Origin of the sequence: Ferroplasma acidarmanus Fer1 (genome assembly GCF_000152265.2) — an archaeon.
GTDB lineage: Archaea > Thermoplasmatota > Thermoplasmata > Thermoplasmatales > Thermoplasmataceae > Ferroplasma > Ferroplasma acidiphilum.
Genome location: NC_021592.1, coordinates 1380990 through 1397114 on the forward strand (window position 1 = coordinate 1380990; position 16125 = coordinate 1397114).

The following is a 16125-nucleotide window of genomic DNA, read 5'->3' on the forward strand; positions in this document are numbered from 1 at the left end:
TTTAGCAATGCTTTAATACTTTTTTCTTCTCTTCTTTTTGAGTTATATGGCAGTTGATTGTTTTAGCAAAATTACAAAAAATGACCTGGTTAAACTGGTGGATAATGCTGCAGACCTGATACGGACATCTGTGGATTATAAGTATATTCTTGTTCTTTTATTTATCAAAAGATTAAGCGACAGATGGAAAGAGGAAATTGAGGATGCTATGTCAGAAATCATGGAGGAAACAGGCATAGATGAATCAGAGGCAGCCAAACGTGCAGTTAGCAATGAGTTCCATAGCTTTATGGTTCCAGAGAACGTTCTCTGGAATAATATAAGGAAAGATAGAGATAAACTCACAGAAAACATGTCAAGGGCGATAAATGAAATAGCAAAGCAAAACAAAGAACTTGATGGGGTAGTAAACAGAATAGATTTCATAGATTTTACTAAAACCAGGGAAAACAGAATACTACTTGAGCAGCTATTTGCCCTATTCGATAAATACAACTTTTCAAATAAATGCATAGAGGGCGATGCCATGGGAGATGCCTATGAGCATATCCTTATGAGATTCGCACCTGAAAAAGCCAAGGAGGGTGAAGTTTACACGCCCAGGGAAGTGGTAAGGCTTATGGTTGATATACTGGACCCACAACCAGGAATGAGCGTTTACGATCCAGCATGCGGATCCGGCGGGATGCTCATAGAGGCCTATGAACATGTTAAATCAAGAATGGGCGTGGATAAGGCAAATAGGGTAGGTCTTTATGGGGAGGAGAGAAGCCCAACTACATATGCTCTGGCTAAAATGAACACAATCCTTCACGACATATCAGAATCACACCTGGAAGTCGGGGATAGCCTCCTGTATCCAAAATTTAAAACAGCTTCAGGTTTGCGCCATTTCGATTTTGTTCTTGCCAATCCCCCATGGTCACAGAAAGGTTATGGCGAGGACACGTTGAAGCAGGCAGAATTCAAGGATAGATATGCTTATGGTTTCGTTCCACAGAGATACGGAGACTGGGCATGGATTGAACACATGCTTTATACTTCAAAATCTAAAGTAGCAGTAATTATGGATCAGGGGGCACTTTTTAGAAGTAATTCAGAGAAGATTATCAGGCAAAAAATTGTTGATGAAAAACTTCTCGATTCAGTTACTCTTTTGCCTGAAAAGATTTTTTACAATACAGGTGCGGCAGGAGCTATACTTATATTTAATAAGGAAAAACAGGAAGAATACAGGGATAAGGTATTATTCATAGACGCTTCCAGGGAATATGGAAAACATCCAGATATGAGGAAATTGAATATTATTACAAATGATAATATTGACCGCATAGTTTCAGCATATAAGAAATTCGAATCAATTGATGGATTTTCAAAAGTTGTCAGTGTGGATGAGATAAAAGAAAAGGATTATAATTTAAACGTCACCACTTTTGTGATCCCTATTAACAACGAGAGTTCGATAGACATTACGGGGACTATTGAGGAATTGAATGGGATTAATACTGATTTAACTGAAGTCGAGGAAAAACTTAATGGTTATCTAAAGGAGCTGGGTTATATTGACTAAAGTAGGATATAAGATGACTGAGATTGGAGAGATACCACAAGAATGGGGTTTTGTCAAACTTGGTGATGTTTTATCACTTATTAAAAATGGAGTAACATATAAACAAAACAAAAAAGATAGTGGATATCCGGTTACTAGAATTGAGACAATTTCTGAAGAGAAAATTGACACAGCTAAAGTTGGATATATCGATAATATTAAAACTGAAAATATTAATGATTATAGGTTAATTGAAGGGGATATCTTATTCAGTCATATAAACAGTCTGGAACATATAGGGAAAACAGCAATATATGAAGGTGAACCGGAATTATTGCTACATGGTATGAACCTCTTACTTCTAAGATCTGATAAATCAAAAATAGAACCCTCTTATCTGGTTTACTCACTTAAATTTTACAGAGCTAAAGAGCTTTTTAAAAGTATGGCTAAGAGGGCAGTAAATCAAGCATCAATTAATCAGACAGAGCTAAAAAGAATTAAAATTCCATTGCCACCACTTCCAGAGCAGCAGAAAATAGCAGAAATACTCTCCACAGCAGACGATGAAATACAGAAAATGGATGAACAGATAGCTCTGGCCGAACAGCTAAAGAAAGGACTGATGCAGAAACTTCTTACCAGGGGTATTGGACATACAAGGTTCAAAACGACTGAGATTGGGGAGATACCTGAAGAATGGGATACGTTTGGATTGGGGGAAATTTTCAAAACTATTACCGGTACAACTCCATCCACTAAAGTTAAAGATTATTGGCATGGTGGAACTATAGAATGGTTAACCCCAAAGGACCTAAATAAATTAAATAATACCATCACCCTACCTCCAAGTGAGAGAAAAGTAACAGAAAAGGCATTGAAAGAGAATAATCTAAATATTCTTCCAGAAAATTCAATATTAATTTCTACGAGAGCCCCGGTAGGATATGTTGGAATCAATAATACAAAAATTACCTTTAATCAAGGATGCAAGGGGCTCGTGCCTCTTAATAGAGATGTATCTTTCCCTTTTTTTTATGCATATTACCTTAAATCTAAGACTACGTTTTTGAATTCGCTTAGTACCGGCAGTACCTTCAAGGAATTATCGAAAGAAGGTCTGGATGATGTAGTAGTACCATTGCCACCGCTTCCAGAGCAGCAGAAAATAGGAGAAATACTCTCCACTGTAGATAACAAACTGGAACTGCTAGGAAACAAAAGAGAAAAACTTAACGTATTGAAAAAGGGATTGATGAATGATCTCTTCACAGGCAAAGTAAGGGTGAAAGTATGAGTTTTGATGAAGCTTCAAGCGAAAAGTGGATTATAGAAAAACTGCAGGAATTGGGGTGGACATATAATACTCCTGAAGAATTAGAAGATATGGAAGATAATAAGTATTTTCTCAGGGAAACACTTCTAAATAGCCTGAGGAAGATGAACTCGATCCCCGATTCACTTATCTCAGATGCAGTTTCAAAACTTGAAGAGCTTACACCATCTAAGGATGGAAATTCTAAATTCCTAAACTTCCTGAAGAATGGGATAAATGTTATTGATGAACACAGGCAGATCCATACAGTCAGGTTGATTGCTCAATCAAATAAATATAATAATAGCTTTATTGTAACAAACCAGCTCAGCATACATGGAAAATCTAATAAACGCCCTGATATTTTGCTGTTTGTTAATGGTATTCCTGTTGTAATAATGGAAAACAAAAATCCATACAATGCAGGTAGCATAGATGAAGCATATAACCAGATAAAGGGATATGAGGAAAGTATAGAGGGTTTGTTTACATACCTGCAAATAGCTGTAATTAACAATGGCATAAATGGCGAACTTTTCCCATTATTCTTCAATGAAAAGGGCAAAGATACCAGGGCAAAGTGGAAAACATCATATCCGATGGAAAGCAAACAGGGAAGTGAGTTTGAAACGCTGCTAAATGGAGTTTTCAATATAGATAACTTTGTAAAGCTCCTGTTAAACTATACACATATCAGGAAAAAAGGCGACAGAAACGAGAAGATACTAGCCAGGTATATGCAGTTCAGGGCCACTGAGAAAATACTTAATAGAATCCATAATAATATGGATAAAAATTTAAAGGAGCCAAAGAAAACAGGATTGATATGGCACTGGCAGGGTTCCGGCAAGACTTTAATTATGGCATATACAGCATACCAGTTAAGAAAAACTTTGCCCGATGCAACTATACTAATAGTTGTGGATAGAAAGGACCTGGACAACCAGGCATTGTCAAGCTTCTCGGATATACAGGGCCTGGAGCTTACAAAGGACATTAAAAATACAACAGAGTTAGGAGATCTTATTGCCTACAACAATGGCAATGCTATGCCAGGAATATTTATTGTAACTATCCAGAAATTCAGCCCTGAAAATTTCAAATCCATCGTTAAGGATTCTACTCTGAATAACAATGTGATATGCCTGGTTGATGAGAGCCACAGAACACAGTACGGATTAATGGCTGGAACTTTCAGAAATGCATTTCCTGATGCATTTGTCTTCGGGTTCACAGGGACCCCAATAAGGAAGAAATCCGGTGGAAATATAAGAAACACCTTTGAGGAATTCTGCCCGCCCGGTGAGGTTTACCTTGACAGGTATACCATGAAGGATGCTCAGGAAGACGGTTTTACCGTTCCAATTGCCTATGAGTACAATGCAGCTATTCCCGCAGTTAAGGATCATATCATTAATGAAGCACTTGAACTTGATGAGGAAGCAGAAGGCCTTACAGAAAATGAGAAGGATCTTCTTAACAGAAAGATAAGGGTTATCAAGGAATTATATAAAACAGATGCCAATGTTGACACAATAGCAAGGGACGTTGCAAACCATTTTAAAAATGAAGTGGAAAACACAAATTCCGGATTAAAGGCTATGCTTGTTGCAGTGGACAGGGAAGCATGTGTAATGTACAAGAGAAAGCTGGATAAATTGCTTGCACCGGAAACATCAGAGATCGTGATGACCTTCGGGCATAATGAATCCTCTGACATCATAAGCGAATACAGGGACGAACTCCAGAAGAGAACCGGCAAAGATGCGAAGCAGGCATGCAAGGAATTCACGGAAAGTTTCAATATCTCTGGGAATCCGAAAATACTCATAGTTACCGATATGCTGCTTACCGGTTTTGATTCTCCGAAGCTATGGGTTATGTATCTTGCCAAGCCACTCTTTGAAGAACGCCTGCTCCAGGCAATAGGGCGTACTGACAGACCATTTAGGGATAAGGATTATGGCTATGTTATAGATTATGTGTACCTCCTGGGGACACTGAACAAGACACTGAACAAATATGAGGGAGGACCATCGAAGCCCGGCATTCAGGGCATAGTCATATCAAGGGAGGAAATTGAAAAAGATTTCATTAAGTTGCTGGATGAAACCTATGCCATCTTCGGGAATTTTGATTTCTCGGACAATAGCCATGATAATCTTAACAAACTGATAAAGATTCTTTCTAATCCAGAAATATCAGATAGATTTGAGAAGAATTTTAGAAAATTAACGGCAATGCTTAACCTTCCCCGGGCAAAAGCGTACCTCACATTACATATAGATAAATACCGCCAACTTGCTAAGGCATATGGCATATATGTCAATAACCTGAAGCTTGGTGCTGTTAATGGTGAAAAGGTGCAGGAGGCATATGAAAGGGTAAAGAAGATAATCAGCGAAAATTTCTTCCTGGACGTGGAAAATCGTGGCAATTTCACCATAGACAGGGATTACCTGAACACGCTTGGAAAAACAAGGGATTATGGATCTGCATTGAGGGCATTGAATACATGGCACACAGAAATTTCTAATAGAAGATTTGGATACCCAGGCCTTCTAGACAGGATAGTAGACGCATACCAGAAACTGTTAAATGCCAAAGCAGTGAATGATGAAATACTTCAACAGATAAAATCAATAAAGGACACAATGGATTCAATTGCTGAATCAGAATCAACTGAAGGTGAAACAAAAGCAGCCTTCAGGGAAGCGATAAAGATTTCCCTGGGCGATGTTAATGCTGATATACTGAACCCATTCTGTGACAACCTGGCTGTTCGGCCCGGAATAAAGTCACTCCTGAACGGTGAAAAAATTGTACGGAAGGTAGATAGGGCTAAAATCCAAAAATCGATAAGGTATGCATACATAAAAGTGTTCGGTGCCGGTGATTTAGAGAAGGAAAAGACATCTGTAGGCGTTATATACAAAAACCTGAGGGATACATTTGGATTCTGAAATAACTATAATGGGCAAAAAACTTACGGTCATAAAAAGCGAAAGGAAAAGGCCTAAACAATCTGGAAACATACTTTACATTCCCGTTTCCTTTGATGAACATGCACTCAAAGAATATTTGAGAATGAGGTTGAGGCGTATCATAAAGTCAGAATTTTCTAAACTGTCCAGCAGCGGCAAATTCTTCCTAGTGGGTGAAATAAACTTTGAGATTGTCAGAAATTTCCGGGATAAATCCATAATATCAATGCTAAAGGGTTCAACCATTCTGGTAAGGGAAGATACCATTAAATTATCAAGGGTTGATATAAGGGAAATTCTGATTCATGAGCTTGCCCATATATTTTCCAGCCACCACGATGAGAAATTTTTGATGGCTATGCGCTATATAGGTGGGAAGCAGAGAAGATTGCCAATTCAGCTGTGAAACTATACCATTTTGTAATTTCTTATAAATAACCACACAGAATTAAAACAATAGTGCGGAGGGTCGGATTTACACTAAAAGGTTAAATCCCTTCACACAATAAATGTGGCATGGGCATATATTTGATAGATCGGGATCTGGCAGCAGAATATGCAAGATTAGATAAGTTAGAGGGAAAAGCAAGGGACACGATAAAGGATTTTGTAGATGAAATAAAAATTACAGGAATAACAAAATACAGGGAATACTTCTATCTTGTGAGATTAAGGATTATATATAGCGAGATGCAGGATAAATTTTTAAATCCAGACAAAAAATCAATAATAGAAATGCTTTTAAAGTTCAAGGAGAGGTATAGCGATGCAACCTTTCAGGATTATGAGCAGGTAATCAAACGTTTTTATAAATGGAAACTTGGCACCGTGCCGGATTACATAGCAAATCTAAAATTCGGTCATAAGGCAAGCCATGACAGGAAAATAGATTTGATAACCAGGGGCGATATCGATAAGATGGTTGATAGTTGCACCAATTCAAGGGATAAGGCGTTTGTTTCAATCCTATACGATTCAGGGTGCAGGATAGGGGAAATACTTTCATTGAGAATATCTGACGTAAGATATGATGAATACGGGGCAATTCTAAATGTCCATGGAAAGACAGGAAACAGGAGCGTAAGGATAATAGGGAATTCCATAGCTTATTTGCGAGAATATTTAAAATCCAAGGATGACAAGGATGAATTCCTGTTCACCGGAATGAAAGCGGATACAATGCATAAACAAATGCAGTATACCAGTGCCAGGAAGATTTTGCTTAGCTTGAAAGCCAGGGCAGGCATAGAAAAGAAGATTTACGCACATTTATTCAGGCATACAAGGGCTTCCATGCTGGCTTCTAAAGTGCCGGAAGCACCGCTCGAGAACCAGATGGGGTGGATTCATGGGTCAAAGATGACGGGTGTTTATGTCCATCTATCAATGAGGGATCAGGACAATGCGATTTTAAAGGCATACGGGGTTAAAGTCAGTGAAGAGGACAATATAACAGAGGAAAAGCCCAAGAAATGCCCCAGATGTGAACATTTGAACGCTTCCACTGCTTTATACTGCACGAATTGCTTTATGCCATTTGATGAGAAGCTGGCACTGGAATATGAAGGCAAGGAAAAGGAGATAGTTGGCACACTGGAAAGGTCTTCCGTCGTTCCAGGAATGGCAAAGAGCATACTTGAAAAGGCACCGGATGAGTTTAAGGGCAAATTAATCGAGAACATCCTTGAACAGATTTTAAAAAATCCGGAGATGCTAAGCAAACTAAGGAATGAGATAAAGAATGGGATGGAGGGTGAAAATCTGGAATAATGTTGATAATAAAGGGGTTTTTGTTAAAGCAACATGGTGAATCATGAAACAAAATTACATTTTTAAATATTCTAAAATTAAGTTGGGACAACTTTTTTACGAGCTAAAAACCTTAATTTCACGGTTTCCAGAGTGTATAACAACCTGTCCCAACTTGTGTACTATACCATCGCATAAAAAAAAGTTGTCTATATATATATAGATGAAATTGAAAAAGTACAGAAATAAATAGTACATAGGTTGGGACACATATTATTATTGGTGAAAAACCGTGAAATTCAACGTTTCCGATTAAAATAAATCTGTCCCAACTTGTTTTTGCACTCATAAATTTATGATTAACATAAAAGAAAGTCAAATAAAAATTCTATTTTTTAATACTGCTTGAAGCTATACTGGTTAAGTCACATATACTGCTTACAATAATAAAATAATTACATAACAGTTTTACGTTATTATTCTTTATCCAACCTTAATTTTCCATGCGCTCTGTAAAAGCGGGAATATTTATATAACACATGCATATACGGAACGAAAATATCAGAAAAAACCACTGTACTAAAATAATGACCCATTTCCATATATGTCTCATTTTTTTTATTCCTGTTGACATACACCCTTCCGGTAAGATATGGGGCAAGAAGTGGAATTTTATGCTGGTCAAACTCCCATTCGGCTATAACGAAGAAGAACCCTATAAACGCTGAATGAAATCCAAAAATAGGGAATGGAGCCCTAAATTTATCATCCCTTTCCTTATTTTTTCCCAGATGCTCTAATTCAAATCCAGGAATAATGTAACTCTGTTTCCTTGATTTCAACAAACTTTTCTGTTCGTCTAACTCTTTTTCCATCTCTTCTTTATAAAGGTTAAAATATATCTCATCATTGCCAATCCATTTTAGTGCATCGAGAGATTCTTTGCTAATGGTTATATTATCTACATTATCCAATCTGGAAAAAATTAAGATAGAATCAAGAGGGGAAAAATCATACAGTGAGCCAATATATAAGGAAGAAAGTACCCTGGTACGTGCAGCCTTCGATAGGTCGTTCAAAGGGGATGGATTTAATACTGACCTGAAGAATGTTCGTATGATTTCTGGTAATGAAACATCATCGGAAACAAAAGATTCAATTAGAATTCTTACACTGTCGAACCATTCAAACTCTTTTTCTGTTAGCGACACGGTAAAATTTATTGTTTTTTCTGGTACGTGGGGATTTTCTCCGTGTGGAAACTCCTCACCACCCTTTAAATCCGATTCAATGTTTATTTTTTCATTCCACGGAATTTGGCTTGGGTGAAACGATCTCTCTGTCCATAGGTTATTGTGGTAATAATTTTTCAATTTAGAAATTATATCGTTTATATTTTTAGGTAATTTTGATATATCGGTTCCATGATTGATAAAAAAAGGCGTGAGCCTTAAATTAGCCAACTCTATATCTGCCATCATTAAATCAATAGATGCACTCAAGGCAATAGCTTTTAAAACATCATTAAGTTGCCAAGATGGCACTCTTGATTTTCCAGAAAAGAGGCAACTTTCATATACAGAATACAAGAATTCATAATCATCCTTCGAGAAAGAAACGGATACACGTTTTTGGGAAATGCGTTCACTCATGAGAGAGATAATATGAATATATTATTAAATTTTTTGGTAGGAATACCGTACCAATATATTATAATAAATGCTTGGAAAGTAACAATGCATTTAAATACTTTGTTGCGTATAAAGTGCGTAGTGACAGTAATGAGTGAAGGAAAAGCGGCAAGGAATGAGAAAAGGATCGACATCTCGATCAGGCTTGATGATAAAATAAAAATAATGCGAAAGGCAGGAAAAATGGGCGTTTCTGTGTCACGGTTAATGGTAATGGCAGCGCTGGATTACGAGCCAAATTGTGTGATAAGGTGATAAAAACGGCGAATCAAGAAGATGTTGAAAAGCCCAGATGGTTGGAATTATGGAGCAAAGTGTTGGCAAATGGAACAGATGCAGCAGATATGGAGGTTATTGAGAAATGAAAAAAAATATCTTAATAGCCCAACCGCCAAGTTTAGCTATTCCATCTCCAAGTATGTATACCATTAGAATACTTAAATATTTTGGTATCGTGGTGGAGAGTGTTGATTTTATTGATTTTTTCAATGTTTTTGAGAAGAAAAACACTGGAAACTACGGCGGTTTAATATGATAAATGAAAAATACGACGCGGAGATAATAGCGGCAGCCAAAAAATACACCAAAGCGGGTCTGCCAATATTTCCAACGAAACCGGGTTCAAAAGAGCCAGACACCGTTCACGGTTTTAAGGATGCCACAAATGATTTTAACAAATTCATGCAGATGCATAGACCTGGAGATGGTATCGCGATGCCCACAGGCGCGTCAACTTATATTATCATCGACCCAGATGTCGCCAAGGATGAAAATAAAAAACCAATTAAAAAAGATGGAAAAGTTATACGTATCGGGCTTGATAATCTGTGCAAACAGTTCAATTTGCTTGGTTTGGAAGATTCAAAACTCCAAACACTCGTGACGGAAACGCAAAGCGGCGGAGACCATTTTTGGTTTAGGAACCCGAAGGGAAAGCCGCCACTTAAAAAAATGCAGGGGAATGAAAACAATGGCATAGATAAAGTTGACATTCAGGCGGAGGGCGCGTATGTTGTGTTGCCACCGACAGAAGGCAAGTTTGGAAAGTACAAATTTATTACAGATGTCCCATTTGACGAAATTCCAGAAATGCCCTTAGAATTTTACAACTTCTTTGCCGGAACAGAAAAAAAATCAGAAAATGACGCCGACTTAATTGAATATGGCGGAGAATACCATCCAAGCAATTTTAAATTTGATAATGAGAAAACCCCTTTATTAATTTCGACCATTGCCGACATAACAAAGCGATCGAATACCGGAATCGGAGCTGAGATGACTATGTATATAACAGGAACTCTCGCATTTCACAACTTCGAAGAACCCCACGCCTTAGCAGTATTGAAAAAGGTAGCCAACATCAACGGCTACGAAAAAACTGATTGGATTCCCATTGTTAAGGACACGTACAAAAAATTCGGTACCAAAGATAAAAACGGAAATCAACATAAAATCCGCGGGTTGCCATGGCTTAAAAAACTGTTGGCAGAGCATAAAGAATTCTGGAACAATTATGACGAGATAATTAAAAATCTGGAAATTCTTTTTCCAGAAAATCTATACGATATAGCAGAACGAATGTTAAATCTCGCACGAGTAGGACCTGCCAAAGTCGTGTCTATAATTTTAGAAACAGAACATGTGGTCACAAAATCCGATAATACCACCGACCTGGAAGAGATTTATCTATATCACGATGGTTTCTATGCACGTGGTGAAGAAGAACTAAAAATTGAATCGGCAAGAATTTATACAGATGCGTGGAATAAAGCTTTAGAATTAGCAAATAAACTCGCCCCTAAAACTGACGAATTAAGCCCTGATACTACAAAAGCAATTTTCGAAATCAGAGAATCGATGAAAAAAGTAATAGAAAGGGGACCAACGAGAAGCCAAATAAACGAAACGCTAGCTCAGCTAAGGCTTGCCACGTATACTAACCCTGATAAGTTCAATCCCGATTCGCACATACCGTTTTTAAATGGATACCTGAATACAAAAACGTGGAAATTGGAACCCCACAACCCCGATTTGATATACCTATGGAGAATTGAAGCCAATTTGAATGCGGATAAGCTGGATGTAGTTCGCTTGCAGGATTCCCCAAAATTCTCTAAATTTATCAATGAAACGTTTGAAGATCGTGATATACCCCTAATATTGCAATATTTTGGTTACACCATGTATCCAGATTTTCCGCGCCAGATGGTATTATTCATGACCGGGCGGGAGAGGGTAGGCAAAGGTTCCCTAGTTAGAATCCTGAAAAAAATGAATCCATATGGATATGGGTCAATTTCATTTGAAAAGTTAATAATGAATGATAATCGATTTGCATTTCAGGGAATAGAAGGAAAGAATTTATTGGTAGATACTGAAATTATGCGATATCACCGAAGAGGTCAAACAATCGACTATAGGAATATAAATAAACTTTTTGGCGGAGACGTCATCGACCTGGAAAAAAAAGGCGTAACACCGACAGATTATATTTCCAAAGCAAAAGGTATATTTTTGGGCAATTTACCTTTGCCGAAAGTCACTGACGAGCCTTTTCTAGCCAGAGTTATATTGGTAAAAACAAAGGATCATAAGATAGAACAGGGGGAAAGAATTGCAAATATCGAAGACGTAATTTTATCCGAAGAACGGGATACCATAGCAACCTTACTTGTTCATCATCTAATGGAATTATCCGCAAATAATTGGAATTTCACCAATGAAATGACTACCGACGAAACCGTTGAATTATGGAATCTGCTTTCTGATATTGTCGAGTTTTACACCGATGATGAGATTGACGATGTGCCGGAGATGGAAATTCCCGTCAATACAGTTTACGACTCCTTTAAAAGATGGTCAAAAGCAAAAGGTATTCCACTGATGGCGCAACAAACTTTCACAAAATATTTTGGTAAGAATTATATCAAAAAAAGAATTCGGGGAGAAAATAAAGAACGTATATACGTTTTTACGGGTTGTTCTTTCCATAAGGGAAACGGTGAAATCGAAAACAACATAAAAGACACAGATTCCGGTCCTGATGATGGCAATATCAGTACACCTTCTCTAAAACCGGAATACAAAATTGAGAACTTGCCAGAGGGACCTGTCAAGCAGGAATTCATCGAACGCCATGAAGATTTGCAGAATGAGAAATTAAAATCCCATGAAAAACACTTAAATTCTACGGAATCTCAAGAAAAAGTCTTAAACAATAATACTCACAATGAATGCAAAAATACAGAAAAGGTAGAGAAAATCCTATTCTATAAGACAAAAAAAGAGTATAATAATACTGTCATGGATGCTTTTAAACGTGGGGATTATTTTTATTATAAGATAAGCACACTTGAAATAAACGATGGTTCAAAGGAATGGATTTCGTGGGTAACAACAGCAGATTCGATTCTTGAAGCTACATTTACGGCACTAAAAAATGCAAAAGGCAGTCAGGTGATGCCCCGTGAATAATTTTAGTATTCAACTACCGTTAAATAAATCGCATTGCCTCATAAATGCCCGTGGCAATTATTATTACGTCGATTTCACGGAACACACCATTTCGAAAATAAGCCCAGAATTCGTAAATATGTACGATATCAAGGACATTGTGAATCTGAATTTATCAGTTAAAGAGTTGTTGAATTCACTTCCAGATTTCATAGAGGTGGATTAAATGGTTAATTCCGTATTTTTTAAAAAATTGAAAAGCCTGAATTTTACCGGTTTTCAGGGCTATATAGAAGGTGAGAAAGTGTTTGAAAAATTAAAAAACATAATAAAGAGGATTGCCGGCAAGAGAGAAAGGAAAAAATCTACAGGTGCTTAAAATGAATGATAAGCGCGAAGCGGTAAAAGTTCTGCAACCGGATGGCACAATCAAGATTTTGTTCCGGACAACTCATGAATCTGTGGGTATGAAACAAGAACCACAAAAAGATACAATTCAGGAAAAGCCACAAAATACTGATAGCCATGCTCAAAATATAAAAAAGCACGAGAAAGGGTCATCCATAGATGCGGGAAGATTCTTTAATCCTTGGAATCCAGGCTTTGCTGATATATTCGGAAAAAATTTGATTGGTAAAACCATGAATATAACACTGCTTAACGGTGAGATTTTAAGCGGAGTACTTCGTGGATTTGGGCAATATGATATTCTTCTGGAATCAGGTGGAAAGAATGTTATACTCATGAAGTCTGGAATAGTTAAAATCGAGGTGCAAAATGAGCCAGAAAATTAAAGATTTAAATTCTCCATTGCTCCGATTAAAAGGCAAATCGGTCAAAGCAACCATAATGGTAGCAGATTCAGCAAATTACTACTCTGGCACGTTAATCGATACCGATGGTGAATCTATACTTTTATCTACTTCCCAGGGACTGGTATACCTTCCATCTGGCTTTTTAATTGCGGTAGAGGTGCAGAAATGACATCAATTCTTAATTTTCCAGAACCCTGGCAATTTGTTTTAAAATCGTTGAAAGAAAGCCCGAAAACATTCCAGGAATTACTAAAACTTGGGATTTCAGAGCAAAAACTCAATGAGATACTTCAGTCAATGGAGCAGCTTAAAATAATTCGTGAAGGGCGGGGATTCTGCTATTTCTTGAAAAACAAAGAGGTGAAATAAATGTTAAAATCTCTATGTATTCCGGAGCAGAAAAGTCTCGATGACTTTAAAAGAATGCCCCCGATTTACAATCAATTTGAAGCATTGATTTCCAAGTTTCAATCGAAGTATGGCTTCGAAAAAAAACCTGATTGCCAGTCATTGTTTGAGTTCACATACGAACTACAGCATGGCAATCAAAGATTACGGAATATGAGTTTTGTAGGATTTTCCAGAGCATATAGAATATATTCAAAAATTAAACAAAAGGAGGCAATAAGATGATTAAAGAATTTTTAGAAATTGAACCGGTGGGTCCGGATGATTATCCCCCTGAAAAGCCGGATAATTCGAAGCCAGAACCAATTATCCCGCCATTGAGTCCGAATCCGGAACCATTCATACCGGATTATTTGCCAGACGATATATCGCCCGATTCCGATGACGGCGAGGAAAGTGAAATACGAGAGGTGTTAAAATGAGTTTGATAAAAAGAAAAGTCAAAACTATTGGACATAGGAAAATGAACAAGGAAGAGTTTGAGAGATTCTGGGGTGGAAGCAACGAAGTGTGCCAGATTGACACGGGCGGCGGTGACTATATAATCGTCGATAAGGTGGATTTTGATGTCAAAACCCAGAAATTAAAAGTTTTTGTGGGTGAAAAAGAAATCGGGATTTTGAGTTTATCCGAATTTGTGGAAAAAAAGAAAAATAATGAGAAGGTGAAATAAATGAAACTGAATGAATTAAAAGAATTCATAGAGAAGAATGTCGGTCCGGAAGTCGTGGTTTACAATACCTATGGCGAGTGCATTGAAGGATTTTTCAGTCCTGTTATTGATACTGCAGAAAAAAGCTGTAAGCTACTTTGCCCCAGATTCCTCGGCGATGTCCCATATTATGTTGATATGAATGATGTCAAAAGGGTCGTTTTGAAGGGGTCTGATTTCAGATCTAAAGTATCCGGCAATATTCAGAAATTCAAAATAATGAACATTGAACAGCTGGATGCGCTCCTAGTCTCCACGAAAAAGGGTATGACGGTCGAGCTCTTCGATAGGGAGAACAAACATTTGGCATATGGTGCGATTGAATATTATGGAGATATATTAGATATGTGGGGCATTTCGATTGTCGCACCCGACCCAAAATCCAGGCGCATGGGCGGTATAATCGTAAATACAGAAGATGTTAGGTTTATCAGCATTTTTGATATCAATGCGATTTTTGGGAACGGCACCACAATGGATGTTGATTAGAATGCCAAGGAAGATTGTTGATTGGAAGACAGAAAACGTATATCGTGACATAATTTTTGAACTCCCTGGAATCATGGAACGAAATGAGTGGCTACGATATATGTATCAGAATTTCCAGGAAGCAGAAGACCCTTCCGTAGCAAGCCCCTGGAGAAGTGCTATCCCGTATCGTGAAAATTCACATGTATCGAATCGCAAAAAATCACAGGAATTCACAAAATTAAGCCTTGTGGAAATGATGGATGAGAGTTGCCTTAGAAGGTTCTGGCTTACAAAGAGGGTGAAGGAAGAATATGAGTGATGAAGGCTTAAACGATTTAAAAAAGATATACGATAAACTTCTTTATCTTGCACAATTTCCAGGAAGCAATTCACAATCACCTGCCACACTGCTTAAATGGTATGAGGACTTAAGCACTTTTTACTCTCTAATGAAAAATTTTGCCAATACGCAATTATTGGATGAAAATCAAAATACCATGGAAAAATTCGAAGCACTGTTAAAAAGCTACCGTGGACCATCTGATTTTCAATATTTTATTCTAAAAGGCTATGATATATTATTCGAATTTTTGGAGGGGTTAGCCGGAATTTTCCATGCAAACGGCTTAATGAATTCCGAGCAGGGGAAGGCGATAATCCACGACATGATTAACAAATGCTTTGATTTTGTACAGAATAACAGGATTGACAACAACAGCTCTATATTTTTGTGGGAATGCCATTTGGACGGCTTAAATGCCCTGTTAATAGGCTTTGGCGAGAAGGCATATTCAACAGATTACCGATTGATTAAGGATCAGCTGGTAAAAATCGCAAATGAGCCAGGTTACAGTGAGGACCGTGAATTTTTATATGTAAAGGCACTGCGCCAGTATTTTGAGATTATGATTCAATGGCTTAATCAATGGGACCCGAACATACTCATCCCCCTGAATTTGTCAAAAAGCAGGTGATTTA

General features: G+C 37.5%; 20 protein-coding genes. 19 read left to right on the forward strand and 1 reads right to left on the reverse strand.

Annotated features, from left to right (window positions below):
• The first annotated feature begins 46 nt into the window (after positions 1 to 46).
• The 5 genes from FACI_RS07045 to FACI_RS07065 all read left to right on the forward strand — a co-directional run bounded on the left by FACI_RS07045 (position 47) and on the right by FACI_RS07065 (position 7618).
• Positions 47 to 1570 (forward strand): type I restriction-modification system subunit M, encoded by a 1524-nt coding sequence (locus FACI_RS07045; protein WP_009887448.1) that lies wholly within the window; start codon positions 47 to 49, stop codon positions 1568 to 1570.
• Positions 1563 to 2846: a restriction endonuclease subunit S gene (locus tag FACI_RS07050; protein WP_019841670.1), complete on the forward strand. Its 1284-nt coding sequence runs from the start codon at positions 1563 to 1565 to the stop codon at positions 2844 to 2846. The genes FACI_RS07045 and FACI_RS07050 overlap by 8 nt, the downstream gene beginning before the upstream one ends.
• Positions 2843 to 5827: a type I restriction endonuclease subunit R gene (locus FACI_RS07055; protein ID WP_009887450.1), complete on the forward strand. Its 2985-nt coding sequence runs from the start codon at positions 2843 to 2845 to the stop codon at positions 5825 to 5827. The genes FACI_RS07050 and FACI_RS07055 overlap by 4 nt, the downstream gene beginning before the upstream one ends.
• A complete protein-coding gene (locus FACI_RS07060) occupies positions 5817 to 6254 on the forward strand; it encodes a Wss1p-related putative metallopeptidase (RefSeq protein ID WP_009887451.1) in 438 nt (145 codons plus the stop codon). The genes FACI_RS07055 and FACI_RS07060 overlap by 11 nt, the downstream gene beginning before the upstream one ends.
• A gap of 110 nt (positions 6255 to 6364) precedes the next feature.
• On the forward strand, positions 6365 to 7618 hold the full coding sequence (locus FACI_RS07065) for a tyrosine-type recombinase/integrase (RefSeq protein WP_009887452.1): 1254 nt from the start codon (positions 6365 to 6367) through the stop codon (positions 7616 to 7618).
• A gap of 455 nt (positions 7619 to 8073) precedes the next feature.
• On the opposite strand, the gene FACI_RS07070 is transcribed toward FACI_RS07065, so the two are convergent.
• Positions 8074 to 9249 carry a hypothetical protein gene (locus tag FACI_RS07070; RefSeq protein ID WP_019841672.1) on the reverse strand — a complete coding sequence of 392 codons (1176 nt, stop codon included), beginning with the start codon at positions 9247 to 9249 and terminating at the stop codon, positions 8074 to 8076.
• Between the two features lie 129 nt (positions 9250 to 9378).
• Between FACI_RS07070 and FACI_RS10295 the strand changes: the two genes are divergently transcribed.
• From FACI_RS10295 to FACI_RS07120, 14 genes are all read left to right on the forward strand, one after another.
• Positions 9379 to 9543, forward strand: a complete 165-nt coding sequence (locus FACI_RS10295) for a hypothetical protein (RefSeq protein WP_187288944.1) — start codon at positions 9379 to 9381, stop codon at positions 9541 to 9543.
• A gap of 106 nt (positions 9544 to 9649) precedes the next feature.
• Positions 9650 to 9823: a hypothetical protein gene (locus tag FACI_RS10300; RefSeq protein WP_009887456.1), complete on the forward strand. Its 174-nt coding sequence runs from the start codon at positions 9650 to 9652 to the stop codon at positions 9821 to 9823.
• Entirely contained in the window at positions 9820 to 12762 is a 2943-nt protein-coding gene (locus FACI_RS07075) for a bifunctional DNA primase/polymerase (protein WP_009887457.1), read from the forward strand. The genes FACI_RS10300 and FACI_RS07075 overlap by 4 nt, the downstream gene beginning before the upstream one ends.
• Entirely contained in the window at positions 12755 to 12967 is a 213-nt protein-coding gene (locus FACI_RS10145; protein WP_148285741.1) for a hypothetical protein, read from the forward strand. The genes FACI_RS07075 and FACI_RS10145 overlap by 8 nt, the downstream gene beginning before the upstream one ends.
• Positions 12968 to 13120: a hypothetical protein gene (locus FACI_RS10305; protein ID WP_009887458.1), complete on the forward strand. Its 153-nt coding sequence runs from the start codon at positions 12968 to 12970 to the stop codon at positions 13118 to 13120.
• A gap of 1 nt (position 13121) precedes the next feature.
• Entirely contained in the window at positions 13122 to 13535 is a 414-nt protein-coding gene (locus FACI_RS07080; RefSeq protein WP_009887459.1) for an RNA chaperone Hfq, read from the forward strand.
• Positions 13519 to 13725, forward strand: a complete 207-nt coding sequence (locus FACI_RS07085; protein ID WP_009887460.1) for a hypothetical protein — start codon at positions 13519 to 13521, stop codon at positions 13723 to 13725. The genes FACI_RS07080 and FACI_RS07085 overlap by 17 nt, the downstream gene beginning before the upstream one ends.
• The gene (locus FACI_RS07090; RefSeq protein ID WP_009887461.1) at positions 13722 to 13925 is read left to right on the forward strand and encodes a hypothetical protein; all 204 of its coding nucleotides are present in this window, start codon (positions 13722 to 13724) and stop codon (positions 13923 to 13925) included. The genes FACI_RS07085 and FACI_RS07090 overlap by 4 nt, the downstream gene beginning before the upstream one ends.
• The gene (locus tag FACI_RS07095; RefSeq protein WP_009887462.1) at positions 13926 to 14189 is read left to right on the forward strand and encodes a hypothetical protein; all 264 of its coding nucleotides are present in this window, start codon (positions 13926 to 13928) and stop codon (positions 14187 to 14189) included. It abuts the gene before it with no gap.
• Positions 14186 to 14386, forward strand: a complete 201-nt coding sequence (locus FACI_RS07100) for a hypothetical protein (protein WP_009887463.1) — start codon at positions 14186 to 14188, stop codon at positions 14384 to 14386. Before FACI_RS07095 ends, FACI_RS07100 begins: the two co-directional genes overlap by 4 nt.
• Positions 14383 to 14637: a hypothetical protein gene (locus FACI_RS07105; protein WP_009887464.1), complete on the forward strand. Its 255-nt coding sequence runs from the start codon at positions 14383 to 14385 to the stop codon at positions 14635 to 14637. The genes FACI_RS07100 and FACI_RS07105 overlap by 4 nt, the downstream gene beginning before the upstream one ends.
• Positions 14638 to 15165: a hypothetical protein gene (locus FACI_RS07110; protein WP_009887465.1), complete on the forward strand. Its 528-nt coding sequence runs from the start codon at positions 14638 to 14640 to the stop codon at positions 15163 to 15165.
• A 1-nt stretch (position 15166) separates the two neighbouring features.
• Entirely contained in the window at positions 15167 to 15466 is a 300-nt protein-coding gene (locus FACI_RS07115; RefSeq protein ID WP_148285742.1) for a hypothetical protein, read from the forward strand.
• Entirely contained in the window at positions 15459 to 16121 is a 663-nt protein-coding gene (locus FACI_RS07120) for a hypothetical protein (RefSeq protein WP_009887467.1), read from the forward strand. Before FACI_RS07115 ends, FACI_RS07120 begins: the two co-directional genes overlap by 8 nt.
• The last annotated feature ends 4 nt before the right edge of the window (positions 16122 to 16125 follow it).